The following is a 24,112-nucleotide window of genomic DNA, read 5'->3' as shown; positions in this document are numbered from 1 at the left end:
TTAGTTGCATAAGACTTACTCTATATAATCAATTAACTTTGCTGGAACTTGATCAAATATATATATATCAGGGTTATTATAAGGGACGTTTTTCAAATACTCATCAAGAGTATTCATACTATCCCAATACTGTTTTATTAAATCTTCCTTTGACGGTAAACCTTCAACTAAATATCCTCTTCCACCATCATATATATCTTCTATATAAGCAAACAAATCACTTGTTATCTCTCCGTTAAAAACTAAAATTTTATCAGTCAACCTAGGAAATCTATAGAATGGTTTTTCATACTCCTCCAAATCTGCTTTAAAGGCATTTTTAAAATCAACCCATTTTGGCAAATTTTCTGGTCTGTAAATTTCTATTAATTCAGGAAATAAATCATTTATTTTCGAATACCATCTCGTAGCTGTCTTATGACTTAGTCCTTCCTGCAAAACTCTTTGTGGACTTATATTTACCTCAAAATCATTATGAATGACCATGTGATATAAAAACAAATGATTTCCTCCTTGCTTGGATACATCTGATAACAGAAAATTCTCCACCTTTTCTGCTGCGTTTGTGAAAAAAGACTGTTCTTATTCAACAATCACTATCAACAAATGAATGATAGGTTTTTTAGCCTTGAAATGTATAAGGAGCAGAAGCTTTGAGTAAGCTTTCAACACCATGAGGATGATAAGGCATTAATTCATTAGCCCTTTGTATGTCTACCCACTCTATTTCTGAAATTTCGTCACTATCTATAATTGAAATTTCCCCTTCAATTACTGTTGCTTTAAATGTTATAAATAAAGCGTGATGTCCCTTTTCTATAAAAAATGCTTCATTGACAGCTATAATATCACCCGCTTCAATTGTTAAACTAGTTTCTTCCTTAACTTCTCTAATAACTGCTTGTTCTAAAGTTTCCCCTGGTTCCACTGCTCCACCAGGAAGAGACCAACCTCCACCCTTGTTATTAACCATAAGGACTTTATTAGCATCCTCTTTATAAATAAAAGCATATGCCACATCTACTCGATTCATTTCTTACCCCTCCAATCTATTTCAATGCTAAAATTAATTAAAAATTTTTACAGAACGTTTTTTAACTCTAATGCCTTATCGTTCTATCAAAAAAGGATTTGCCTTATGCACTCCTTGTAAATCTCGATCACCCTTCAATTCCTGCCAGTATAATTAAAGTAATGAAAGGTATTAGTTTAATGAACATTTGCTAGTCGTTCCCAAGGCTATTAGTATATACTAATATTACCATTTCCCATTTAACTTTTCTGCACTTTGAATCATATGTATACTTTATACTTATACAAATCTAGTAAACATAATATAAATTATAAGAAACTAGAAAAATAGCCAAACCCTTGCTAGTATGGGTTTGGCTATTTTTCGCTTTTTACCGCTCTAGTTAAAAGAAGTGTATTATTCATTCAATAATTGTAAAAAAGCTCGATTATAGTGGAACAATTCATACTGTTTTATTCTATTGGAATAGGTGTATCAACGATGTACATAATTTCTTTATCAATATCCATAAAATGTGCTTTAATCTCAGTTTGGTATAAACCTAGCTCCATCACTATTTCTTCTTTGTTTTTAAATGTTATTTGGTATGGTGGAACCTCAATATCAAAAGTATCGGACATTTTTTCCACATTTGCATTATTTAAATTATTGATCAATGATTCAATGAAGGAAGTATCCTCAAAGGTTTTTATTAATTCTTCATTCTGCCAATTATACACTTCAACTTTGGTAACATCTTCATCTAGATTTAGGCTATTAGTTTGGCATCCTACCATTACGAAAATAAGCAAAAATAACATGGATACATGCTTAATTTTCAATATTAACCACCTTTTCTTTTTTATAGTTCAGTTTTTCGTTAATGACTAAAAGTTCATTAAAGTAGCCTTCTTCGTTAGTGTAAAATCGAGTGTTCATAGATTACACTAGCAACTGTTAGCACAAAATAATTAACTAATCCAAGTCATTTTCGCTTCTTTTAATTGCCATTGATTATCTATATTTTGTACTGTAACTTCTACTCCAACTGCCCCTAAACCTGAGCGATACTTAGAGCCCTCAAAAAAAACTTTATTGTTGAATTTAAACTCCACTTTTTCTATTCTAAGAAGTACGCCGTCCAAATACATCTTATCTGGATTATATAATCCCTTTTTTTGCAGTTGTTCAATAGTAGCATCCATTACTTTAACTTTATATTTTTCCTTGAAGTAGCTTAATATTTCTTTTTTATCACTTTCATCTACTTCACCAAAATTACTCATATCAATAGCTATAAATTCCATATCACTACTTAATGCTTCATCCTTTTCCATTATCGAGTCCAATGCAATACTATATATTTCTCCTAAATGTTCCTTTGGATCTATTCCACTATTGCAACCAAAAAGCAACACCGAAAGTATAAACAGAATACTAAAAGATTTAAAATTCAAATTATCCCCTCCTTCACTATATAGACGATGTTTTTTTAATTCCGTTTCAGAAAAACTTGATTTTGAATTAAATTGCATCGATAGTTGAAGAAGAAAATAAAAACCAATCGGAATATTTACTTTTTCAGTTGATTTAATATCAGTTTCAATAGATTGATCTGTGACATGTCATTAGTCAATATACAAGATAAAGTAAAATGTTTGGTCAATGGAATGATAGTGGACACTTAATCTTTTGTTCAAGAAAGGAAATGGGAATTGAATTTAGAGCTTTTGATATCCATCGTGAATCTTATAAACTGACCTATAAACATTTTATTTGTAAAGCTTCATTGCTTCCTCTAGAAAGTTCAAATATTCAGAAACAAAACCTTTTGGCTTCATAATTTTAACTTTATTACCGAATCCGGCTATAAATTGGTAGGCAAATTGATTCTCTGGCAATTCAATTATCGCGAGGTAACTTCTTGTATTTACTTTTGTAACCGCATTTTTTCCGTATCTCTCGATAAATTGATCTCTTACGGCAACATCTATCAATAGTTGGACACTCACCACATTTTGTTGTTCAATGTGTTTTTTTTCATCCTTACATTCCTTTTCAGACCTTGGGACAAAAAAACCGTCTTTTTGGATATTTATTATCCTCGTCAATTTAAACATTCGATAATCTTCCCGTTCTACACAATAACAAATAAGATACCACCGCATCTCACTTAAATGTAATTTATAGGGTTCTACGACTCTATAAGTTATGTTTCCTGATTGGTCTACATACTCAAACTTTAATATCCAATTATTCTCAATTGCCTTCTTGATCAATAAAATTACTTCCTTAATTTCACTTCTTCCAACCCAATCATAAAAAGATAAATCAAGTTTCGGAAAGATATCTTTGCTTGTCATTCCTTTGATTTTTTTAATAGTGGTTTTAACCTCTTGATTCGTAATTAGTCCCTCAAAACCACCTAAAGCTATGAGTATATTTTCAATATCATTGTGATTTAGTAATCTTTTGTCAAATTTATACCCTTCTATTAGCGCATATCCCCCTTCAGCACCATATTCGGCATAAATAGGTATGTTTGCATAATTTAATGCTTCCATATCACGTTGAATCGTTCGTTTCGTTACATTAAAAAGTCGACTAAATTCTGATGCGGAGACAACTTCTTTTTGTAACAAGATCATCACTATCGAGATAAGTCGTTCAATTTTTTTCATATTCCCCTCCCATATACGACATTATGTTGTCGCCTATGTCCTATTATACTTCAAGTAAGAAAAGGAGGAATTAAGTTATGAGAACAATATCTTATCTACAATTTAGTGGAAAAGCAGAAGAAGCGTTAGCATTTTATGAAGAGGCATTACAAGCAACAAATGTAAAAATGGTGAGATTTGGTGATTTTGGTCAAGATCCAAATTCTCCATTAACTTTAAAAGAACAAAACATGATTATGGAATCTCGTATTGAGTTTTCAGGTAATAGTTTAATGATCTCTGATGTTCCGCCATTTATGCAGGCTGCGGCAGGAGAAATCACAACAGGGAATAATGTCTTAATCAGTATTATTGATGCTAATCCAAAGTTGAATAAACAATGTTTCGAAAAGCTTTCGGAAGGTGGTACTGTGATTATGCCGATATCTTCTACACCATGGTCAGCAAGTTTTGGAATGGTAGTCGATAAATTTGGTGTAATGTGGAAATTCAATAGTGATGCCAGTAAATTTCTAGATAGTTTCGTAGATTAAATTTGTATTATCAGAGTGGGTGTCCAATTAATAATTTATTACATACACCCACACTAATATATTATTAACAGCCCTGAATTACCTTTATGATTAGTGATTTCAGGGCTTGTTTTATTATTTTTTTAGTTTGAAATTTTATTTAGAAGTAGGGATGTAAAGGGGCAAGAAATATTAATCTATAGTAGGAATTAGTAATAAACTCTGCAGTATAACATGAAACCATTAGTGAAAAACGACTGTTCTTATTGAACACTCGGGCAGTTAGTCGAACAAGTACGAAAGTTATCATATGAAAATGTGCAATTATTGTGGTGATGGTTTACTTTTTTTTAGTATTATAATAATCTACTAAAGCATAAACAAAACCAGATATACCGAACATTATAATTGCACTACTTCTATTAAGCTCATAACTACTGATTAAATTTTCAAATCCATATAAATGTCTAAATACCCAAATTCCGCTTATTCCCCCTACAAATGAATAAATAATAATTCTTAGAGAAAAAGATTTCGTGAACTTGTTGAGAAGAAAAGTTAAAGGTAAAAAGGATATTGGATAAACGATGATGCTATGCACTAAGTTAAACAAAATAAAACCAAAGCCAATATTTCTAAGTCCATAGTATAAGGTAGTAGTTATTTTATTACCTTCAAAAAATTCCATACCCACTGCGGCAAGAGTATACAATAAAGCGAAAACTCCCCACATAGTTAAATAATACTTATAGCGCACCATAAGAATTCTCCTTGTATATTATTTACTAACATGCTTCGTTAGCGAAAAAGCGAGTATTCTAATTGAACCCTCGCACCCGTTACTTTAAGTAGAATCCTGCCCAATCACCTAAGCATCTCTATTTGAAGTACAAATATATTCGCTCCGTTCTAATTAGAGGAGCTAGTCATTTAATCTCTTCATTCTCGATTAAACATATTATTCTTTTCTTTATTTCTGAAACATACTCAAGCCTACTTTTTATTTCATACTTTTCCACATTAATACTTTCCCAAATCCCTTTCAGTTCACCTGTTGTGATTATTTTTAGTGCTTTTAAATGGATGTATGGACTGTACGTCGAATGTTCACACATTATATCAGCTAAGAGCACATACATCGTTTGCTCAAACCCTATATATTTTTTGCACAGTAAATTAAAATCATCTAGGAACATTCCAGCTGCTTGTGAGGGGTGCAAATTATAAGGGGCACGCATATTTCCCTCAAAGTTTTCCTTAAACATCTTCTTTAACGTATCAAAATCATATCCATCTTTCTCAATAGAACTTATTGGAAGTTCAGAAGAAGGATTAGAAACAGGTATATAATTTATTTTGTTTTTATTAACTCTTTTTTTATTCTTAGCAAAAAAGAAGAAGAGTACTGGTAATATAGCCAATAGCCCTAAAAGCAACCCTTGTCTTTTAGAATTGCCTAAAAAAGAGACAAGTAATCCAAACCATAATGCTACAATAATAAAGATTAAAGTAACAATAAAAATAACAAAACCTTTATACAAACAAAATCCTCCTAAGATAAAACAAAAAAATTAGAAGTCTACTACTCTACTAACCAAATTATACCACTCGCTATATGATTTTTTTAGATCTTTCTTTTAATAACCTGTTCTTACACTTCATTAAGAATAGAATAAACCCTGCTCCATAAAGGATTCACCAGTTATTAGCATAATTACTCTTATTTATCTTCCAATTTCAAGGCATCAATGTACTGTTTAGCTTCTACTAATGAAAACCCTAGTGTTTCTCTTACTCTTTTCACCGCTTTAACATCATTACCCTCATCGAGTAGTTGTCGCAGCTCCTGATTTATTGGCATTTCAGTGACATTCATTGCTTTAGACATTTGGTCTAAAGTATATTTCAAGCTCTTAACACGACCAACCAGTTTAATGACTGTAAAGAGTAAATAAACCCCAATAAATAATATCAATATTTCTATAAAACTATATTCCAAGCAAACTCCTCCTTTAATTTTAAGTAAATTATCGCAAAATAATTTACACAGATCTTGATCTGACATACGTTCTAAAAATTTTTCAGTAGATATTTTATTCGAACCATTTCTTCAGATAGCTGAATCTAATAATTCATATTCATAATAATTTAACTCTGGTTCAACGATAAAGGTTGGAAATTGTTTTTTCAACATTTTAAATGTCTCTTTTTTTATCTGGACTTTTTTACAAATATGTTTTTGTTGGTATAAAGGTAAGCAGAAAGTCAATTTCATTTTCAGTAAGTTTGATCATCTTTAGCCACTATGTAACTGTTGGTGTTTCCATATTAAAATCTCCTTTTATTTTAAGAACTAATCTTCGTGCTATTGATATCAACATAAATAGGAGCTGCCGTCTATCAACAACTCCCTATTTAACAAACATTCTATAGGAAAAAAGAATACTAATGTTCACCTAAAAAAACCGAATGCTTTCCTCCATATAATGAATATGTGGGAAAATAACAAAGCTGCTAATGCACCAAATATTAATACTTTAAATGTTTCTAACAATGAGAAATTACTACAGAATAAGAATATTAATCCGAAAATTAACAATCCCCCTACCCCATATACTAAAAAGCCAACAATATATTTAATATATTTATTACGAAACTCCATAAATTCTATAATCCACCACCTATTTAATATACCGGTAATGAATTCTTCAAAAGAAACGGCTTTATTCCAGTTCATTAACATAACCTTCAAACAACATTTCATAAGAATTTTTCGTATTTAATTCACCTATTTAAAACTGACTTAATATAAATTTTTAACTTATCGTACATCTGACACAACACCACTCTTTGTACAACATTACTGCTTCATTACTTCAATAAGAAAGAGCCAATCTTCTTCTTGAAGATTAGCACCCGTTTGTTTAAGTGTAATATTTCACGTTATAGGTTTTAAAAATCAACTGTTAAAAAAAGTCACTCTGAGTTAGTAGATTTACAGTCTTTTATTCTTTTATTCTTTTATTCCTTTAATACAAATCCATTTTTTATTTGTATGCTCATAAAAACTAACCGCAGCAAACCCTGTCTTCTTAAATAATTGCTCCATTTCAATTTTTGTTTTATAAGACTTCATATGATAATTTATTTTGTATAACTCGGCTGTAATTAAAAAACACCCTCCTGATTTTAATACTCTACAAACTTCACTAACACTCTTCTCTAAATCAGGCCAAAAATAATGTGTCTGAAATGCAGTAATAATATCAAATGTATTTTCTGGAAATGAGATGTCTGTAACACTTGCTTTCTTAATATGTACTTTACCTTTCGCTACATCGTTTTTATTGGTTCTTAAAGAATCTTTAACTGCTTGGTCGGAGTAATCTATACCGAATATTTTATTGTGTGTGTTAATTTTAGATAATAATAGTATTGTTTTCCCTCCACCGCACCCTACATCCAACACAATCGACTCTTCTTTCATTTGTATCTTCTCTAAAGCCCATTTGTTCATATTAGTATGAGAGGTATTCATGATCCTCAACATCAGCGATCCTATGATTCCATTAGGATTCTTAGCTTGTTCTATTAACTGATTTAATAAAGTCATATTCTACACATCCCTATATTCAAGTGAATTATATTCAATGGGATAATAATAATTCCCTCTTTAAAATATAATGTTTTCTTGAACTATTCTGCGCCTTATCTAGCAAAAAGACGAGCACTTTCTGACAGAATTTTCTTCTTCAACTCTCGTATTCGTACCTTTAAGTGAAAACTTTCACACTTACATTTTCACATCTTTTTCCATAAGTTTGTCTAATTTTTTTGAAATTCTTATTTGTAATACAATAATATTGATAAAAAAACCAACCACAATTCCAACCAACGGTGCGAAAACTCCAACGAAAAACACTGCTATTATAGTTGGTAATATGTATCCAAGAGCTATCATTATGTTTCCCCCTTATTTTAGTACAAATCTCAACTAACCTGCTTCTATAGTTGAACAAAGAACTAACGGTCAATATTTGAAGATCTTAATCAAATCAAGGACCTGTTCCACATGAGACTTCATACTTTTCAATTTCTTCCTCTTTTGTATAACATATTGTTGCCGTGTCACCAGTAGCGCTATCGTAATTAAACCAATATACATTGTATCGCTGTCCGTAATCTTTATCTTTATAAGTATCTTTGATTATTAAAGCGAAGATACTTTGATATGGATGTCCGTTTTTCAAAATTGCTTCTCTTATTGCCGACCTTGGTGAATCATTATCATGTATTAAGGGGGCAAATACAGGGGGGAATATCAGTATCACTAATAATGCCAACAAGCCGAACATTAAAATTCTTTTTTTCTTTTTCAATTTTATACCTCCTTTCTTGACTCTTAATCTGTTAACCTACACCTTTAGTTGAAAAAAATTTTAAAAAAGGCTGCCTCAGCAACCTAATTTATTCTTCAACTCTTGCCTCATTTTTGCAATAAATACAGTCTCTATTTTATTCTTTTAATCGCAACAAAGTTGCTTGGAAAATGTAATAAAATGTTTGCTCCTGATTCAAATAATACTTCAAATGATAATGTTGCGTTGTCAATCGGTAAGAATTCTTGATATAACCAATTGTCTATCTCTTTATGAAAGATGCTTTGTTCATTATCATAATTATGGTGTTGAAAATGATAAAAAGAGACTTTATTAAAACTTAATAACCATTTTTTCTCTTGATCTTTATTTTCTACATCACTTGAAAGTGTGAAATGAACACTTAAATCTACTAAACTTTTATGTTCTAACTCCATTTTTGTTAAATGGTAATCATGAAACCCCCAAGAGTGAAAGTGTTGATAAACATCAGATGGTAACCGGTCAGATAGTGTTTTGTATATCTCTTGATATCGAGCAATATTCTGTTGCAACTGTTTATCATTGAAATCATTTTCTTTTTCACTGATGTTGTCCATGTTTAGGGCTACGTGCAAATCATACAAATAATATTTCAATGTCTTACTCTCCTATCAACTTCTTTCTCTCCTATAACCAAAGGTACGAATTTACTTTATATAAAGCATTCGTTACCAATTACTTTAATTAAGATTAAAGGTCTTTAATACTAAACTCCAAATAATCAAACTGAAAACCGCAGCAAAATCATATAAAATACTTTATGACTGCTAGATCATTTTTCATCCAACACCATCAACTATTTTTGTCCCCTATTTTAAACATTAGATGATGATGTGGCAGCTGCTTCATCAGCCTTTACACAATCAATCGCTACAACTAATGCGATAATGATGGTTTCCATCTCCTCTTTCATTATTTGGACTTTGTAACTGTCGCCCCAAGTGAACCACTCCTTGCTCACTTGACCGATTACTTCACCTCGTTGCAAGACCTTAAATTCCATATCCCACCAGTTACCTTGTACTTCAATATCTTCCATATCAATCGTATAACGTGCTTTGAAGAAAGAAAACTCTTTCTTTATCGTAAAGATTTCACTACCATTTACCTCAACAAAAAACTTCGGTAAAAAGCTAAACACTTTTTTCGTAATAAGGGCAATTTCATCTTTTGCTGTATTCATAATGGAGAATGTTTTTGGGATTTTCAGAAAGCTGCCCTCTACATAAAACACATCCTTCTCCTGCTGATCCTTAACCGTAAACTTGCCACTTAGACTGAATACCTTTTGTTTTATATAAAGTTGTTTCATCCTACACTTCCTTCCAAATAGTAATGTATTAAATCGCATGACAAGTATTTCTAGATGCTAAATAATACAGGTAAGTTCCATCCTTTTACTAATCACGAAAAAGATAGTTTATTCCATTACTCCTGTCTACCTTAAATGTCAATTGCACATCAGGTGTAAGCATTTGCGTATGAAAATCAATTCCGTATTTATTATTCTCGGGATACCCATATACATAACAAATCACCTGTCCATTATTCATAAAAACGATCTGGTTCATTCCCTCATTGACGGTTTCTGTCATGTCATCCCACTTGTACCCAACCGTTTCATATACATCTTCAATACTTGTATAAGGATTAAACGAATAGGCAACATCCCACTCAAACGGTGTGACATCTAATAAATTCACCTTATCTACAGATTCATCTATCGAAAGGATTTCTTCTTTTAACCGTTTTTCATTAACATCCCAGATATCTTCCTCATCGAAAAATTTTATTAATGCTGCAATTATCAGCAGACACATTACAATCATCGCTACTCTATTTTCTATTTTCAAATTAGGGGCTCACCTTTTCTAATAATTTGGATCGTTCAGCCATAGTTAGATTCAACAATCCATGTTCCACTTACTTCTTCTAATTCTTAAACATACACATTCTTGTATTGATGAAATTTTCACTAAAGCTAGCCGTTAGCTAAATAACTAACTCTTTATCGCATCGATAATTAGCGATGGGAATAAAGGCTTATCCCCTTGATTTCGAGGGTAATATTTTACTGAACGAAAAATAACACCTTTTGCTTCATTTCATACATGAAAATGAAAATCGCCTTTTTGGAAAAAGCAACTGTTCTTATTGAACACTGGCTTGTAAAAGTTATCTGGTTATTTGATAATACTTACACTGATAAAATAATCAATCCAGTAAAGCCTATCAAATTAAAAACAATACCTACTAAACTCAATTTTTCACCTAATAGTTTAACATTTGTTTCTTTCAAACTCATTACACCCAATATTAGTCCAGCAATACTAAGAAGCGTTCCTTCTTTAATAAAAATAAGTCCAAAAATCGATATTATCCCTATAATTAAAGAAAGTATTGCATTTACATTATTATTTTTTTTTGAGCCTTTGTCATTCATGAATATCAATCCTAATTCTTTACTTATTGTTAAACATTATTAGTTTGCAAAAAGATTCAACTGTTCTTAATAAACAATTTCACCCGTTAATTTAATTGAAATAATAAACAGTCCATATAAGAATAAAGTGAAGATAAAAGCTACAACATTCCCCAAAATAAATTGATTTGAGCCGTTAAGAAGTAGAGAAATAATCCTATAGTAGCCACCTTGATTATTTGTTTAGGTGACTGATATAAAATAAAAATCGTGACTATCCAAAGTAACAATTAATAATATAACTAATATCGAAATACCAAAATCCAAATGTAAAAGACTGTCTTGAAATAAATATAAAAATTATAGATGCAGTTGATATAGAAATAATGCCTTTTCCTTTAGCATACCAACAAACAAAAGCTAACAATGGTGAAATAACAGTAATACCAATCCAAATCGTCATATATGATTTTGGGAAAAATCCAGCAATTAGAATTGTGTAGAGATAATATCCACCTACCATGCCTACAAAAAACAAAAAGACATTAATGGCAGACCTAATAGGTGATTTGCTATACAAAGATATTACTACTGCTAGGAAAATCCAAACTCCCATGCGAGAAAAGAAATTTTTCAAATCTAATATTTCAAGATAATAGGGTAATGAATTACTTAAAGTTGTATCAAGTAACTTGGAAATTATTCCTAAAATTATTCCTAACATAAATAGTAAAGTCGAATTTAATAATTTCCTTGAAAGTGGTATTTCTATTGGTCTACGAATCTCATTCAAAATATTCCCCATTCATTCTCACCCTACTAATCTTTATTACACCTTTTATACTAAAAGCATTAATGCTCTGATTTTACAATATCTATTATAATTTTCGATTAAACAAACTTGGTTCGCTAGAGGAATACTTATATCAATTATTATTGAACTCCTAAGACCTGATAGTGACCAATTACCTTCTATTTCTGCACATTTTCAACGAACTTCTAACATCTTTTCACATTTTTTAAATACATAAAATTGGACTAGTTATAATATCTTGATAAAAAGTACTGTGAAAGGAAACTGGTATGAAAAAATATCTCTTTTTCATGATGTTATTTGGTTTATTCTTTCCTGTGTGTCAGAAATTAGCAATGATTATTATATTTATCATTAATCACCATTCTAAATCTCATCATAATCACATCGTCATTCTCGCATCTCTAGACAGCATGATTAACTTGTTTATTTCTGCTATTGCAGCATTTCTGGCATTTTTTTTCACTCAGGTTTTTCTTAAATGGGAAGCACAAAAAAAGTGATTTCATTACGTTGAAATATTATTATAGTTTCTAAAAAGATTCCATGACTGGAAGATCCTTTTATTATGTTTTCAATGTTTTTTTAAATATTTTACTACCGTAATAATATACTAGGTACTCCAAACAAACCCCTAATAATATAACAACTAGTCAATAAACTATGGAGCTGCACTAATTCAATAACACTTTTAACAATTACTCACCCCACACGGTGCTAATTGAACTAAGGGTCTTAACACCGTATGGGATGAATCGGACTTCAATGAAATTTTCTCCTTTTATTTGCCCATTAGTTTCTATTTCAATCTTATACTCCCATGTTTCATGAGGGCTAAAAATATTATCTCTATGTGATGTTGAAGTAGTTACATTTTTTACAGATACTTCACTTTCTATAGCCACATCTATTTGACGTTCATTATCATCAAACCTTAAATTCAGCTCTTCATCCGTTATATTTCTTACTCGATAAGCCACATTTACTTTATCATTCTCTACTTCTATTTCACCAAATTCTTGAGAAACTTCGATGTACTTATGATTATTCTCTACTTCTGATTTGTAATGAAAATATAAATATATTACAGAAATAACTATTGTTGATAAGAAGATGAATGACAATAGATAAAACCATTTTTTCAAATTTCCACTCCATTCTTTTAATGCCACAACCATATTAACTACTTAAATTGTTCAACTAAACTGCCCTATAGTTGAAGAACAATTAGAATAACAAAAATGGTCTCAAAAATTACAGAGCAAATTAATATCCATGCCGTTTCAATACGTAAAAAAGAACTCACCATACTTCGATTCTTAAGCTCAGCAATTTTTTTAGCTACTTGAAGATTGATTGGTATAAACATTAATGAGAATAGAAATCCTCCTGAAAGACAAATAAAAAAATGAATAACTCCCAAATTAGTAGTTAATTCTGCTACAGCAGTTCCTATTATAAAGACAGGTAAACCCGCCCAAATAAAGAAAGTTAAAAATGATAATAATGACGCAATAACAAGTAACATATAATTTTTTTTTAACACAGATAAATAGATCTAGAAATATACAAATCGTCAATCCCCCCAAAGTGGAATTTTATACATTATTACTATAAATTTTAATAATTGAACATAATTATCCAGTTTATGTTCAATACATTTCCTCATTCTAGAAGATTAACGCTTTATTGTTGAAAAAGCTGTTTCAAATTAGGTCTTTTACAATTCCTTCTTCAACACCAAGTCTGATGAGACCTTCATAAGGGTCTCCAGTAATGTCTAAAAGTTTACAAAATGCTTCCTCTGTCTTGTACCCTTGTATTTTAAGATTTATTACTTTCTCTTTAAGATTAGGAACTTTTTGCAACAGTTTGTGTTCAATAATCATATGGAGATAGGCATTTTGCTTATGTACAAGTTGAGTTTGACCAAACAATTCAAATTCAAAATTATTAAAGAAAAATGTTGCTTTAACGACTTCTCTTCCTCTTATAATTGTTCGTTTTAACGTAAAGTTGTCTTTATTATTGTACAAAGTTTGCAGCTGTTCTGTAAAATGCTCTAACTCCTGTACTTCCATAATAATATCTAGGTCAGATCCCTCGACATCTATCCCAATGGGTAGAGTTCCACATAGAACGGGATTGTAGGTTCTCAACTCATGAAAAATATTTAGTTCCATGATTACTGAATATGCATCTTGTTGTTTTCTATTACCTGTTTTCATCCCTTCAAATAAATCAATCAAAAAATCATCACCTTAACCTAAAGATATAAACTATTAAAAATTGTATACTAATTTAACAATACCGCTTCGTATGTTGAAGATGGCTATTGAACGAAATCCCCCGTTACTTTTCACAATAATCTTTCTTAAATCCAAAAGAAATTGACCGCAAAATCTACTTGTTTGGTTTATATGATTGAAGTCGTACAATTGATGCAGATAAACCAAGAAAAATAAGAACTAAACCTGTAACTTGAGCTGGGTAAACTATATAAAAAGGAAAATTAAACCCTGGAATAATCGTCACTATTGGAATGCCAATTGTAAGCATCAATATAATATACAAATCTAAATTATGACTAAGTTTCATCAAACCCCTCCTTTAACATCCATAAATAGATAAAGATTAATTGTTCAAGATCCCACGATCGCTACACCTATAATAAATGATATTATTGATTATACATTAGTTTTGGGATTTTTTGTTATTTAAGTATCCTGCAACATCAATCACCTATTTTGTTGATATAGAAAAAGGCACCCTTTGTTGAAGGAATGCTCAAAGTTCGTTCTATAAATTATTTCTTTAACCTTGCAACCTCCAACATTTTATTTATTGATCATGTCTGCTGGAGATTTCTGTTGTATCCTAAGAAACGGTTTATTTATTGATTCTGCGACTGATTTTCAGAAAGAAATAGCTATCTGAGAACGAATTTTTTGTCACTGAATCTGAAATTTTTTGGAATAATAGACTCTATCATCAATTGAAAAAGGAGCTTTGAATAAGAAAAACATAGGGGATTTTTATTCTTCCTATGTTTTCATTCATATTATTTATCTGTTTGTTTTTGCTTCTTTTTTAAATACTCCTCACGTAACTTTTCAAGTTGCTGCTTTTTATCGAATTTGGCAGGCTTCTGTTTTTCATGAAATTTTGTTACAGCTACCTGACCTTTGGTATCCAATTGATATTTCCCCATTTTGTTCACCTACTTTTCATGTCTCTAAAGAAAATATATTCAATAAATATAATATACCTTATTTTACTATAGTAAAGCTTATTACATTATTATTTACTGCTAAATCAACATATATTAGTAAAAACAATAAAACTTAGTAAATTAACTCATCGTCAAATGCTATTCATTTCATTGATATAATCGATGGTAAATACGTTATTAAAGACTCATACCACGTTCAGAACGTCAATAGTCTCCACTCTCGTATGAAACAATGGTTAGATCGTTTTAAAGGTTTGGCAACCAATAATCTTGACAACTATCTTGCTTGATGGATAATCGTAGTAACGAAATCAATCTTCATTGAAATGACCGATACTTATTAAGTTTGAGTTGCTTTTGTGAAAATATAATGCAAGATAGGCGGTGAATCACTTTGATGGATTGGAGATGGAAGGAAGTTGATACATTAGAAAGCCGGGAAAGATGGAATGAAGCTAAATCGCTCCTAATAAAGAATTGGCGGCAAAAACCTAATGACTTAAAAGTTATTATTCGACTAGGTTTCTTTTGCTGGTATGTTTTAGTCGAAGAGGGACCTTTGGGGATTAAAGATGTAGATTTTGATGAGTTAGAGAATGTGTTGAATGAAGTTACGCATTTTGGAATGGCTAATTACATGACAAATGAGGATTTTCTTTGGTGTTTTGGTTATATGATTTCACTGTTCCCATATTACTTTGGTGAATACGAATATTGGGAAGAAAAAGGTATTTCGATGTTAAAACTTGCTTATGAACTATGCCCAGATGAACCAGTGTATAGATATTCGTACTTAGGTACTTTTCTTAATACTGAGGGAAAACTTAAAGATGAATTTTATCAGGTACACGCTGTTCTTGAAGATAGATTTCAAGGAGAAGGTGTATTGTCCGAATATTTTAAAAGTATGTGGCATAGTTGTCGCGTAAATTGAACTAACCAAAATGTTAGCTTAACAAGAATTGGGGAACCTCTTTAAAGAATGGGCTTCCCTAATATACATAAAAAACAACTTTAAAATTTAACAAAGCCTTAAAAGAAAGCATTAGTATCTAGTTTCAGTTATTTTTTTCATATTCATTTCTCTTTTTTAGATATTCTTTTTCACACTTAACTCTATTGTACTTTACTTCTTTTCCTTTTGCCTTTTTCTCTTCAACTACTTTCCATTTATTACCCTTTAATTTAAGGGACACCATTACATTTGTGGTGTCTGATTCCTTGTAAAGTAAATAAGCAGTTAATGGCCTAACATACAGTCTTGGATTCCCTTGTGTACTTGGTACTGTTTCAAAATGCTTATTTAATGAGTTATAGAATGTGTCGTCTATTCGTCCTCCATAAATAAGATTGGCTGCATCCAAATCCCTTGATGAAAGTTCACTATAACCAGACTGGTCAATGTCTAAATTGAAAGTTGAAATAATATCATTCATTATAAGCTTATTACGAGTATCATTTCTATACTTAATCTCCTCTAGACATTTAGAAGACAAATTAGGTTTCAATTCGGCAAATGAATATAAAGGATTATAGGTTAATGCTATTATTAATGTGCTTGTTAAAATAAAAGCCTTTTTCATAATATCACTCCTCAAATTTAACTATTTTACTATTTGTAAAATTAAGGAGAATTATTCAATTATACTATTTAAGTTAACATACATATAAATAACCTGCATCGTTAATGAATAGCGACTGTCTATCTATTAACAATTGCGCTCCGATAGTTAAAAAAGCAATTCTGTCGTTACCAAAATTGCTTTCATTATCAAAGGTTATTCCATTCAGATCTTACCAAACCCAAATGAATAACATCTTCATATTTATCCCATTTTAGAACTTCATGTTTTGCAATTCCTTCAACTTTTAATCCACACTTTTCCATTACAAGCTTGGAAGCTATGTTTTTTTCCATACATCTACCATAGATTCTTTCGAGTCCAAGTGTACTAAAGCCGAATTCAACGAGTTTAGAGCACGCTTCTGTACTGTATCCTTGATTCCAGTAGTAAGGGTTTATAAAATAACCTAATTCACCATTATTATGTTGACTTGAAATACTGACAAAACCACAATTACCAACATATTCATTTGGACTATTCTTACTAAATAAGCCAAATTCGTATGCACTACATTTTTTCATATTCTCTCTTACAAAGTTAATCCACCAGTCAGCGGTTTCCCTTGGATATGGATGAGGTATTGAAATCGTAGTCTCTGCAATTTCTTTTAACCTTACTACCTTAAACACAGATTCAGCATCTTGTTTTTCATAAGGTCTCAATATCAATCTTTCTGTTTCAAGAACTAGATTTTTAACATTCCCATCTAAATCATCAAATCCCTTCTTTTATAGAAAAATATTTACAACATACCCATTCGTCAAATTGCTACCATTTCCTTCTTAATTTCTTTCTTCGCTAGTAAAATAGCACCTTTTCTTATTAAAAATACATAGTACAGCAATACAAAAACTTAACTATACACCTAATTATGAAGGTTATCTTTCACTAATCCTTTATTCAGAAGAAACCTGTGTCCCAGACAATAAATCGTGAATTGCTCTTTTATCTTTCCTTAGTAGAACCATTAGGGCACTTACAATAATCGTTAAGCCAAAAGTTACATAGCTTAATATAAATTTTCCAATAATTTCACGCATTATCATATCAGATATACTTAAACTCTCACCATTTAATTTCTCAATCCGTATGTTTAAAATTCGCTTTCCAATAACTTTCCCTCGCCAAATTATTGGCAAAAAAGTTAGATAAATTAAATAAAGGATATTAAAGATTAATCCTTGTGTCCATTCTAACGAAAGGTCTCCTGTTATAAATAAAAGGATAAGTGCTATGGGAGTAAATAGAATTACTGAATCCTATATACCTGCCAATACTCTTACTAAAAAGGTAGCTTTATAGAGTTCAGACATCTTCTTCACCTCTATTTATTTGTACCTACTGCGGCTGGATTTAAAAATGTTCTTACTATTTTGAAAAACATACCCATCCGTTAACTTCAATAAAGCCTTTTTACTGTTGTTCTTACCTGTAATTTTTAAGTGATTCTATGAAATCATTTATGTTACTTAACATTTGGTCTGGTTGAAAACCAAACTCTAATGTCTGATAATTTGGCAACCACTGTACTCCTATTGTATGTACGTTAGCTTGTTTACCAGCCAAAATGTCAGCGTCACTATCACCTAAAAAAATAGCATCAGTGTTTTTTATGTTAAGATGTGCCAATGCCTTGTTCAATCCTTCTGGATGAGGTTTTGGAATAGAAACATCATCACCAGTGATGATTACATCAAATAAGTCGTCCATATTAAGACAATCTAAAGAGATAAGTAGACTTCTGCTAGCTTTTCCTGTAACAATCCCTAATTTATACCCTTCTCTTTTTAAAAATAGCAGAAGGTCGTTAATCTCCTCATTCTCAAGAACAAGTTCTCGATGTTTTTCACTATATTTCTCATAATACAATTCAATAGCTTTATCATGATTAGAATCCATTAAATTTTCTCTGATGATTCCAGTCTCAGATGGGCCAAACATAGCCTTTATTTGATCTGGTGTAACCTCTTTTTTATCAAATTCCCTAAATACTACTTGAAACGCATAAAAACAAACTGGCAACGTATCAGCAAGAGTACCATCAAAATCAAAAATAATCGCTATAATAACTACACACCCCTTTATCAAATTAATGTACCTACCATAAAAAAACTCTATAAAACTAGAAATCTACGTTTGTATATATTGAATCTTCTATACCTGGCAGTAGCTTGTATATACTTTGATCAAGCAATTCTTCAAGCTCCTTTTTAATTTTATAAAATCCCTTCCAGTGCAAAGAAGTGTGTGAAGTTGTTCCATGTCGTAAACCAACTGATACCAATCTTTTTTCAAGTGTGGTAAAGCCCTCGGAATCAGCAAGAGCATCACATAAAGTGATTACTTTATTATAAATATCATTTGTACTGTTCTCTTCTAGAATTTCTACTAACTTTATCTTCATATGTTTAGGAACAAGGCTCCAGTCGGCTGCTATTTCTATATGTTCATTTTTGCAGGGAAATGAGTGGGTAACACAAACAATTGCATTACCTAAGTAACCTAGTTCCTTAAAATAAATATACCCGTCATATGAATGAATAACAGATTTTGTAAATCCTTTATACCTACCTATGTCATGCAAAAGGGCTGCATTATAACCTAAATCAACATCAAGTTCAAAGCCTTGTTTATTTAATTCAATCAAGATATTTTCAGTAGCTCTTGCGACATTTAGAGAATGTTTATACCAAGGTCCAGGATTTTGTTGATATGCCCATTCAATAAGTTCGATTGCATAATCTCTGTCCACTATATACTTCATTAGATCTTTCTTCCTTTCTAATTTAATCTATACTCTTTCTCCCCCGTGTTTCAAGTTTTCTTCCTAAGCATTATTGACTCAAGAACAACAACTAATCCTGCTATTAATTAGTAATTGCTCTTCTATTCGAACCCTTTTGTTGAAATAAAACGAAAGGAGTTGCTCTTAACAACTCCTTACTCAACTCTTAAAGGTTTTTTTTGTAAAATTGTAGTAATAATTTTATTTATGTGAATTTCAGTTGTATTTAATTGATGAATTGTTAAATCATCACTATTAATCAAGATTGGAAGTTCTGTACATCCTAATATGACGCCTTCTATATTGTCACGATTTATCATGCCGTTGATGATATTTAAGAAAGCTTTTTTAGTTTCATAATTTACAATTCCATTTTCTAATTCCTCAACAATTTTCCTATGTATGTAATCCTGTTCTGATAGGCTTGGTACTATAATTTCCTTTTTATTAGAAGTAAAAGGTTTTTTGAAAAAATTATTTTCCATTGTAAACTTAGTACCTATTAATCCAATCTTGTCTAAACCTAACTCCTGTGTCTTTAAGAATGTTTCTTCGACAATACTAATCATTGGTACTCTAACAATTTTCTGTACTTCATCAAAAACAATGTGTGGTGTATTTGCAGCCATTATGACAAAATCAGCCCCAACACTTTCTAATTTTTCTACAGCATCAACTAAGTAATTTATTAACTCTTGAGTTTGTCCAATCGTAAGAAGGTTAAACATTTTATACATATTAATGCTATTGATAAAAAACTCTGGTAATTCTTCTTTACTACCTATCATCTTTTGATATTTAGAAATTATTGTTTGGTAATAGTCTACCGTTGATTCTGGACCCATACCGCCAACAATACCAAGTTTTTGCATAATATCTCTCCCCTCACAATACTATTTAACTTTAGCACGAATTGGTTAAAATTGTAATTTTCTCTTGTCAACTAACCACGCAGTTATTACCTTTTTGGTGCTAGACAAATTAAAAAGCGTAACTGTATTTTATTGCAGAAACGCACCCGTTAGTTTGAGTGAGTAACTTCACAATCTTTACTCTCTATATCCATATCCAATCAATTTGTGTGTTTTTAAATCCGCATAAACTGTAACCCCTCCCAATGTGGGGTTATCTTTTGATGGAAAATCCAAAATGAAAACTTCTTTTCCAATAAACGTTTTATCCGTTATATTTCCCATTGTTTCTCTAAGGATTATTTTTTGGTAACTTGCATCTTTCCAAGTCCCCTGTATATGTTTTTTATGATTTTCTGTAAGTTGATTCCAAATATCCTCCCTAACGTCTAATACCAGTGTTTCATCACTGTTTTTCTCTTTTACGTTTTGCTGGTCCACTTCTTCAACAATTTCTTTACTTCCATTTTTTTTTACGAACATAACTTTAACATTTTTTTCTGGGCTAATGACATACCAAAACCTTTTATTTCCTTCAACTGTAATTACTTTTGCTCGTTTCTCACCTGCATAAACTTCCTTTATTGAATTATCACTAATTGCACCTGAATAAATGTACGGTGATTGATGCATAGAAGACCATTTGACAGGTGAATCCCATTCAGCTCCTCTTGTTTGTTTCCATTCCCATTTGCTATTTTGCTTTTCAAAATAAGCTATGAAAATTTGTTCTCCTTGAGGATTATACTCTCTAAATACAGCGATAGCATCGTTTTGGTGTAATGTATTTAACTCTGTGTGAACAAGGTTGTATGAAAAATCATCTTCTGCCTCGTGTTTTATCTCCATTTCTTGATGGAAAAACTCTTCAAATGTTTTTATTTCTGGGGTAGTAACATTAGTTGAATCATCAAAGTTTGTAATTAAAACAACAGAAAATAATATTAGTAAAGCTAGACCTACTACCCCAGTAGATAATCGTTTTATTAAATCGCCTCTTTTCTGCTTTTGTTCAAAACTTCTTGAGAATATTATAAGGTTTTCATATATATTACTTTGTTTATTTATATCAAAATCCTTTTCATAATCTGGTTCAGGAAGTGAATGTATTTCATCGATTAATTCTTTAAACCGATCATTCTCTTTCATATAGAAATTCCTCCTTTTTCATCTCCAAAGTTTTTAGGGCTCTGTGATAAGTAATACGGACTTTATTTTCATTCCAATTTAAAATGTCTGCAGTTTCAGTAACAGATAACTCCTTAATGGATCGGAGAATTATTACATCCCGATAGTTCGATTTTAAAGACTGAATTAATTGATATAAAATTCGTTTGTCTTCATTTAATCTAAGCATCTTTTCAGGTGTCTTTTCCTCTTTTGGTTCATTTTCTCCAAAGGTTAACATACTTTTTACTCTATTCCTTTTTCTTTTCCTGATCTCATCTATTCCTACGTTTCGTGCAATAGAAAACAGCCAAGTCTTCGGACTTGATTTTGCTTGATAGGAATCAAACCCTTTGATTGCACGGATAAAAACTTCTTGAACCAGATCCTCTATATCTCCTGATCCGACATAGTACATTAAGAAATGGTATATATCTTTGTTGTATTTAAAAAACCATTCTGAAATTGTGGTATTTAACATCCATTTCTCCTCCGTTATTTTCACTTAATATTTAGTCGAATCCACTGATCAAAATATTTCAGTTTTTCCAAATATTTTTTGTTGAGAAATGCTTCAAATTTTATCATAGATAAATAATATAAAGAAGCCTGGTTCGAAAGTAACCAAGCTTCACGGTTTAATTTATTAATTTCGTTTTTCATAACAAAAGACGCTATTTTAAAATTGGCTTGTTGAACTATCCTGCCCAATAGTGAAATAAGCGTTTCTACTTGTTCCAGAAACGCACCCGTTAATTGAAGAAGAATAGTTAGGTCTCTTAAAAAGACGGTGGAGTAACGGAAAATAAAATGGATGCTGTTTTTTCAAAGCTATTTTCCCATTTGTGTTTCATATATGAAGGAATTTTAACACTATCTCCTGTCTCTAAAATATACTCCTCGTTATCTAAGTACATTTTAATTTTCCCCTCTAATACAAAAGCAACTTCTTCGCCCTTATGCTCTAAAAGTTTTTCTGACGAAGAGGTTTGTGGTGGAACTTTCATAATTGCAGTTGCCAAGGTTCCTGTAAAATTAGGTGTAACAAGTTCATATGACATATCCTCAACAATCATGTTCTTCCTTTGATTCGCTCTCACAACTAAATCTGCTGTTTGCGTATCTTCGAGTAAAAAGCTAAAGGTTGGCACATCAAGTGCTTTAGCTAATACTTTAAGTGTTTGTATGGAAGGGTTAGCTAACCCTCGTTCAATCTGACTTAACATGGAAGGGGTAATTTCAGCTAATTTGGCTAATTCTCTACTACTTAAATTCTTGTCTTTTCTATATTTTTCAACCTTTTTACCAATATCAATATTCTCCATATTTACACTCTCCCTCATTAAATATAATTTAACTTTATTAAAAATAATTTAACAAACACAAGTGGTTGTGTTAATCTGTATTTAACATATATTAAATTATATTTTATTTAATGTTCTATTACAATGCTTAGGAGGGTGTCTAACATGAATGACATATTTACATTTTTGTTGTTATCACTATTTGTTGTCATGAGTCCTGGTATTGATACCGCACTTATAACAAAAAGGACAATTTCAGATGGAAGAAAAGATGGATTTAAAATGGCATTAGGGATTACAGCAGGTTCGTTAGTCCATACATTGGCAGTTGCCTTCGGACTCTCTGCTATTCTAATGCAGTCTGCTATTGCATTTGAAATTGTAAAATATGTTGGAGCCATTTATTTAATCTATCTTGGTGTTTCTTCGTTTATTACGAGAAATAACAAACAACCCTATAATAATGAACAATTTAATGAAGTAAGTAGAAGTAAATCAGCCTTTAAACAAGGTTTAATATCTAATGTATTAAATCCAAAAGTTGCTATGTTCTTCATTACGTTTCTTCCACAGTTTGTGATTAATGGAAACAATGTTACTGTCCAACTCATCACTATGGGCGTTATTTATACCGTACTTTCAATAACATGGTTCTTTATTTATGTTTTTTTCATCAACTATTTACGAGAATGGCTAATGTCTGCTAAGGTTCAGAGAAACATGGACAAAACAACAGGACTGGTTTTAATTGGATTTGGTTTAAAATTAGCCTTAGAAAAGCAACAGTAACAACTAAAAACATTGGGTTATATGTCCCAATGTTTTTTTGTTGTTACTGTTGAACTATCCTGCACCGTTAGCTTAATAACTTCAACAAAAAGGGACTTATCCTTCTTCAAGATAATCACCCGTTGTTTAAGTGTAATATTTCACAGTATAGGTAGCTAGCCCCCAGTTACATTAATAGAGCATTATGGCCTTATGTTAAAGAAATTTAAACTTTCCCAAATAGCAACTCCTAAAAAGGAAATAGTTACTATCAGGGTAATGAACCAAAAGTAAAAGTTTTTTTGATTTCGTAACAATTTGTAGATATAGAATACGAGGAAACAAATCAATATTGTCATTCCTGCCATTGCACATAGCATCTTAAGAACAAACATTGCAACCTCCCAATACAAGACAATAAGATTAATAGGTTTTGTAGTGTATGTTTAAGAATTGGT

At 31.0% G+C, this 24,112-nt stretch carries 34 protein-coding genes and 2 pseudogenes; 5 read left to right on the top strand and 31 right to left on the bottom strand.

Going from position 1 to position 24,112, the window contains the following annotated elements; genetic code table 11:
* Nucleotides 1-15: 15 nt before the first annotated feature.
* From LC076_RS13615 to LC076_RS13595, 5 genes are all read right to left on the bottom strand, one after another.
* Entirely contained in the window at nt 16-501 is a 486-nt protein-coding gene (locus LC076_RS13615) for a hypothetical protein (protein ID WP_226669652.1), read from the bottom strand.
* 121 nt (nt 502-622) lie between these two features.
* Entirely contained in the window at nt 623-1,033 is a 411-nt protein-coding gene (locus LC076_RS13610; RefSeq protein ID WP_226669651.1) for an NUDIX hydrolase, read from the bottom strand.
* Nucleotides 1,034-1,485: 452 nt separating this feature from the next.
* Nucleotides 1,486-1,854: a hypothetical protein gene (locus LC076_RS13605; protein WP_226669650.1), complete on the bottom strand. Its 369-nt coding sequence runs from the start codon at nt 1,852-1,854 to the stop codon at nt 1,486-1,488.
* A 129-nt stretch (nt 1,855-1,983) separates the two neighbouring features.
* The gene (locus tag LC076_RS13600; RefSeq protein WP_226669649.1) at nt 1,984-2,469 is read right to left on the bottom strand and encodes a peptide ABC transporter substrate-binding protein; all 486 of its coding nucleotides are present in this window, start codon (nt 2,467-2,469) and stop codon (nt 1,984-1,986) included.
* A gap of 315 nt (nt 2,470-2,784) precedes the next feature.
* Nucleotides 2,785-3,693, bottom strand: coding sequence for a helix-turn-helix transcriptional regulator (locus tag LC076_RS13595; protein WP_226669648.1), 909 nt, complete (start codon nt 3,691-3,693; stop codon nt 2,785-2,787).
* Nucleotides 3,694-3,770: 77 nt separating this feature from the next.
* Here LC076_RS13595 and LC076_RS13590 point away from each other — a divergent pair, with 77 nt between their 5' ends.
* A complete protein-coding gene (locus LC076_RS13590) occupies nt 3,771-4,226 on the top strand; it encodes a VOC family protein (protein ID WP_226669647.1) in 456 nt (151 codons plus the stop codon).
* A 319-nt stretch (nt 4,227-4,545) separates the two neighbouring features.
* Here LC076_RS13590 and LC076_RS13585 read toward each other — a convergent pair whose 3' ends face one another.
* The 13 genes and pseudogenes from LC076_RS13585 to LC076_RS13530 all read right to left on the bottom strand — a co-directional run bounded on the left by LC076_RS13585 (nt 4,546) and on the right by LC076_RS13530 (nt 11,853).
* Nucleotides 4,546-4,965, bottom strand: a complete 420-nt coding sequence (locus LC076_RS13585; RefSeq protein WP_226669646.1) for a hypothetical protein — start codon at nt 4,963-4,965, stop codon at nt 4,546-4,548.
* Between the two features lie 166 nt (nt 4,966-5,131).
* Nucleotides 5,132-5,746 (bottom strand): hypothetical protein, encoded by a 615-nt coding sequence (locus tag LC076_RS13580; RefSeq protein ID WP_226669645.1) that lies wholly within the window; start codon nt 5,744-5,746, stop codon nt 5,132-5,134.
* A gap of 179 nt (nt 5,747-5,925) precedes the next feature.
* Nucleotides 5,926-6,204 (bottom strand): hypothetical protein, encoded by a 279-nt coding sequence (locus tag LC076_RS13575; protein WP_226669644.1) that lies wholly within the window; start codon nt 6,202-6,204, stop codon nt 5,926-5,928.
* 453 nt (nt 6,205-6,657) lie between these two features.
* Nucleotides 6,658-6,942 (bottom strand): hypothetical protein, encoded by a 285-nt coding sequence (locus tag LC076_RS13570; protein WP_226669643.1) that lies wholly within the window; start codon nt 6,940-6,942, stop codon nt 6,658-6,660.
* 276 nt (nt 6,943-7,218) lie between these two features.
* The gene (locus LC076_RS13565) at nt 7,219-7,818 is read right to left on the bottom strand and encodes a class I SAM-dependent methyltransferase (protein WP_226669642.1); all 600 of its coding nucleotides are present in this window, start codon (nt 7,816-7,818) and stop codon (nt 7,219-7,221) included.
* Nucleotides 7,819-7,998: 180 nt separating this feature from the next.
* Complete coding sequence (locus LC076_RS13560) at nt 7,999-8,166, bottom strand: hypothetical protein (RefSeq protein WP_226669641.1); 168 nt, start codon at nt 8,164-8,166, stop codon at nt 7,999-8,001.
* A gap of 94 nt (nt 8,167-8,260) precedes the next feature.
* Entirely contained in the window at nt 8,261-8,584 is a 324-nt protein-coding gene (locus LC076_RS13555; RefSeq protein ID WP_226669640.1) for a hypothetical protein, read from the bottom strand.
* A 131-nt stretch (nt 8,585-8,715) separates the two neighbouring features.
* On the bottom strand, nt 8,716-9,222 hold the full coding sequence (locus tag LC076_RS13550; RefSeq protein ID WP_226669639.1) for a hypothetical protein: 507 nt from the start codon (nt 9,220-9,222) through the stop codon (nt 8,716-8,718).
* A gap of 218 nt (nt 9,223-9,440) precedes the next feature.
* Nucleotides 9,441-9,938: an LURP-one-related/scramblase family protein gene (locus LC076_RS13545; protein WP_226669638.1), complete on the bottom strand. Its 498-nt coding sequence runs from the start codon at nt 9,936-9,938 to the stop codon at nt 9,441-9,443.
* A gap of 88 nt (nt 9,939-10,026) precedes the next feature.
* On the bottom strand, nt 10,027-10,479 hold the full coding sequence (locus LC076_RS13540) for a hypothetical protein (RefSeq protein WP_226669637.1): 453 nt from the start codon (nt 10,477-10,479) through the stop codon (nt 10,027-10,029).
* Nucleotides 10,480-10,626: 147 nt separating this feature from the next.
* Nucleotides 10,627-10,719 (bottom strand): annotated as a pseudogene (locus LC076_RS24375) (SAM-dependent methyltransferase); the annotation flags it as partial.
* Nucleotides 10,720-10,823: 104 nt separating this feature from the next.
* Nucleotides 10,824-11,069 carry a hypothetical protein gene (locus LC076_RS13535; RefSeq protein ID WP_226669636.1) on the bottom strand — a complete coding sequence of 82 codons (246 nt, stop codon included), beginning with the start codon at nt 11,067-11,069 and terminating at the stop codon, nt 10,824-10,826.
* Between the two features lie 253 nt (nt 11,070-11,322).
* Nucleotides 11,323-11,853: a DUF6518 family protein gene (locus tag LC076_RS13530; RefSeq protein WP_226669635.1), complete on the bottom strand. Its 531-nt coding sequence runs from the start codon at nt 11,851-11,853 to the stop codon at nt 11,323-11,325.
* A gap of 278 nt (nt 11,854-12,131) precedes the next feature.
* Between LC076_RS13530 and LC076_RS13525 the strand changes: the two genes are divergently transcribed.
* Nucleotides 12,132-12,365, top strand: a complete 234-nt coding sequence (locus tag LC076_RS13525; protein WP_226669634.1) for a hypothetical protein — start codon at nt 12,132-12,134, stop codon at nt 12,363-12,365.
* 195 nt (nt 12,366-12,560) lie between these two features.
* Here LC076_RS13525 and LC076_RS13520 read toward each other — a convergent pair whose 3' ends face one another.
* From LC076_RS13520 to LC076_RS13505, 4 genes are all read right to left on the bottom strand, one after another.
* Complete coding sequence (locus LC076_RS13520) at nt 12,561-13,007, bottom strand: hypothetical protein (RefSeq protein ID WP_226669633.1); 447 nt, start codon at nt 13,005-13,007, stop codon at nt 12,561-12,563.
* A gap of 561 nt (nt 13,008-13,568) precedes the next feature.
* Complete coding sequence (locus tag LC076_RS13515) at nt 13,569-14,111, bottom strand: DUF4269 domain-containing protein (RefSeq protein ID WP_413465989.1); 543 nt, start codon at nt 14,109-14,111, stop codon at nt 13,569-13,571.
* Between the two features lie 154 nt (nt 14,112-14,265).
* Nucleotides 14,266-14,460: a hypothetical protein gene (locus LC076_RS13510; RefSeq protein ID WP_226669632.1), complete on the bottom strand. Its 195-nt coding sequence runs from the start codon at nt 14,458-14,460 to the stop codon at nt 14,266-14,268.
* 463 nt (nt 14,461-14,923) lie between these two features.
* A complete protein-coding gene (locus tag LC076_RS13505) occupies nt 14,924-15,073 on the bottom strand; it encodes a hypothetical protein (RefSeq protein WP_226669631.1) in 150 nt (49 codons plus the stop codon).
* Nucleotides 15,074-15,255: 182 nt separating this feature from the next.
* Here LC076_RS13505 and LC076_RS13500 point away from each other — a divergent pair.
* Both LC076_RS13500 and LC076_RS13495 read left to right on the top strand, forming a co-directional pair.
* Nucleotides 15,256-15,381 (top strand): annotated as a pseudogene (locus tag LC076_RS13500) (IS1595 family transposase); the annotation flags it as partial.
* Nucleotides 15,382-15,491: 110 nt separating this feature from the next.
* Nucleotides 15,492-16,028, top strand: a complete 537-nt coding sequence (locus LC076_RS13495) for a hypothetical protein (protein ID WP_226669630.1) — start codon at nt 15,492-15,494, stop codon at nt 16,026-16,028.
* A gap of 124 nt (nt 16,029-16,152) precedes the next feature.
* Here the strand turns inward: LC076_RS13495 and LC076_RS13490 are convergent, their stop codons facing one another.
* The 9 genes from LC076_RS13490 to LC076_RS13450 all read right to left on the bottom strand — a co-directional run bounded on the left by LC076_RS13490 (nt 16,153) and on the right by LC076_RS13450 (nt 22,907).
* Nucleotides 16,153-16,677, bottom strand: a complete 525-nt coding sequence (locus LC076_RS13490; RefSeq protein WP_226669629.1) for a hypothetical protein — start codon at nt 16,675-16,677, stop codon at nt 16,153-16,155.
* Between the two features lie 188 nt (nt 16,678-16,865).
* Nucleotides 16,866-17,381 (bottom strand): GNAT family N-acetyltransferase, encoded by a 516-nt coding sequence (locus LC076_RS13485; protein WP_226669628.1) that lies wholly within the window; start codon nt 17,379-17,381, stop codon nt 16,866-16,868.
* 234 nt (nt 17,382-17,615) lie between these two features.
* Entirely contained in the window at nt 17,616-17,969 is a 354-nt protein-coding gene (locus tag LC076_RS13480; protein WP_319005527.1) for an RDD family protein, read from the bottom strand.
* 175 nt (nt 17,970-18,144) lie between these two features.
* On the bottom strand, nt 18,145-18,807 hold the full coding sequence (locus tag LC076_RS13475) for an HAD family hydrolase (RefSeq protein ID WP_264191548.1): 663 nt from the start codon (nt 18,805-18,807) through the stop codon (nt 18,145-18,147).
* Between the two features lie 34 nt (nt 18,808-18,841).
* The gene (locus LC076_RS13470; protein WP_226669627.1) at nt 18,842-19,483 is read right to left on the bottom strand and encodes an HD domain-containing protein; all 642 of its coding nucleotides are present in this window, start codon (nt 19,481-19,483) and stop codon (nt 18,842-18,844) included.
* Nucleotides 19,484-19,659: 176 nt separating this feature from the next.
* Entirely contained in the window at nt 19,660-20,376 is a 717-nt protein-coding gene (locus LC076_RS13465) for an aspartate/glutamate racemase family protein (protein WP_226669626.1), read from the bottom strand.
* 177 nt (nt 20,377-20,553) lie between these two features.
* On the bottom strand, nt 20,554-21,564 hold the full coding sequence (locus LC076_RS13460; RefSeq protein WP_226669625.1) for a hypothetical protein: 1,011 nt from the start codon (nt 21,562-21,564) through the stop codon (nt 20,554-20,556).
* Complete coding sequence (locus LC076_RS13455) at nt 21,551-22,063, bottom strand: RNA polymerase sigma factor (protein ID WP_226669624.1); 513 nt, start codon at nt 22,061-22,063, stop codon at nt 21,551-21,553. Before LC076_RS13455 ends, LC076_RS13460 begins: the two co-directional genes overlap by 14 nt.
* A gap of 298 nt (nt 22,064-22,361) precedes the next feature.
* Nucleotides 22,362-22,907 carry a cupin domain-containing protein gene (locus LC076_RS13450; RefSeq protein ID WP_226669623.1) on the bottom strand — a complete coding sequence of 182 codons (546 nt, stop codon included), beginning with the start codon at nt 22,905-22,907 and terminating at the stop codon, nt 22,362-22,364.
* 144 nt (nt 22,908-23,051) lie between these two features.
* Between LC076_RS13450 and LC076_RS13445 the strand changes: the two genes are divergently transcribed.
* Nucleotides 23,052-23,675 (top strand): LysE family translocator, encoded by a 624-nt coding sequence (locus tag LC076_RS13445; RefSeq protein WP_226669622.1) that lies wholly within the window; start codon nt 23,052-23,054, stop codon nt 23,673-23,675.
* Nucleotides 23,676-24,112: the final 437 nt, after the last annotated feature.

The organism is Metabacillus litoralis (assembly GCF_020524045.1).
Classification (GTDB): domain Bacteria; phylum Bacillota; class Bacilli; order Bacillales; family Bacillaceae; genus Metabacillus; species Metabacillus litoralis_C.
Note: the sequence above shows the minus strand (reverse complement) of the source record. Positions and strands in the feature narration are given on the sequence as shown.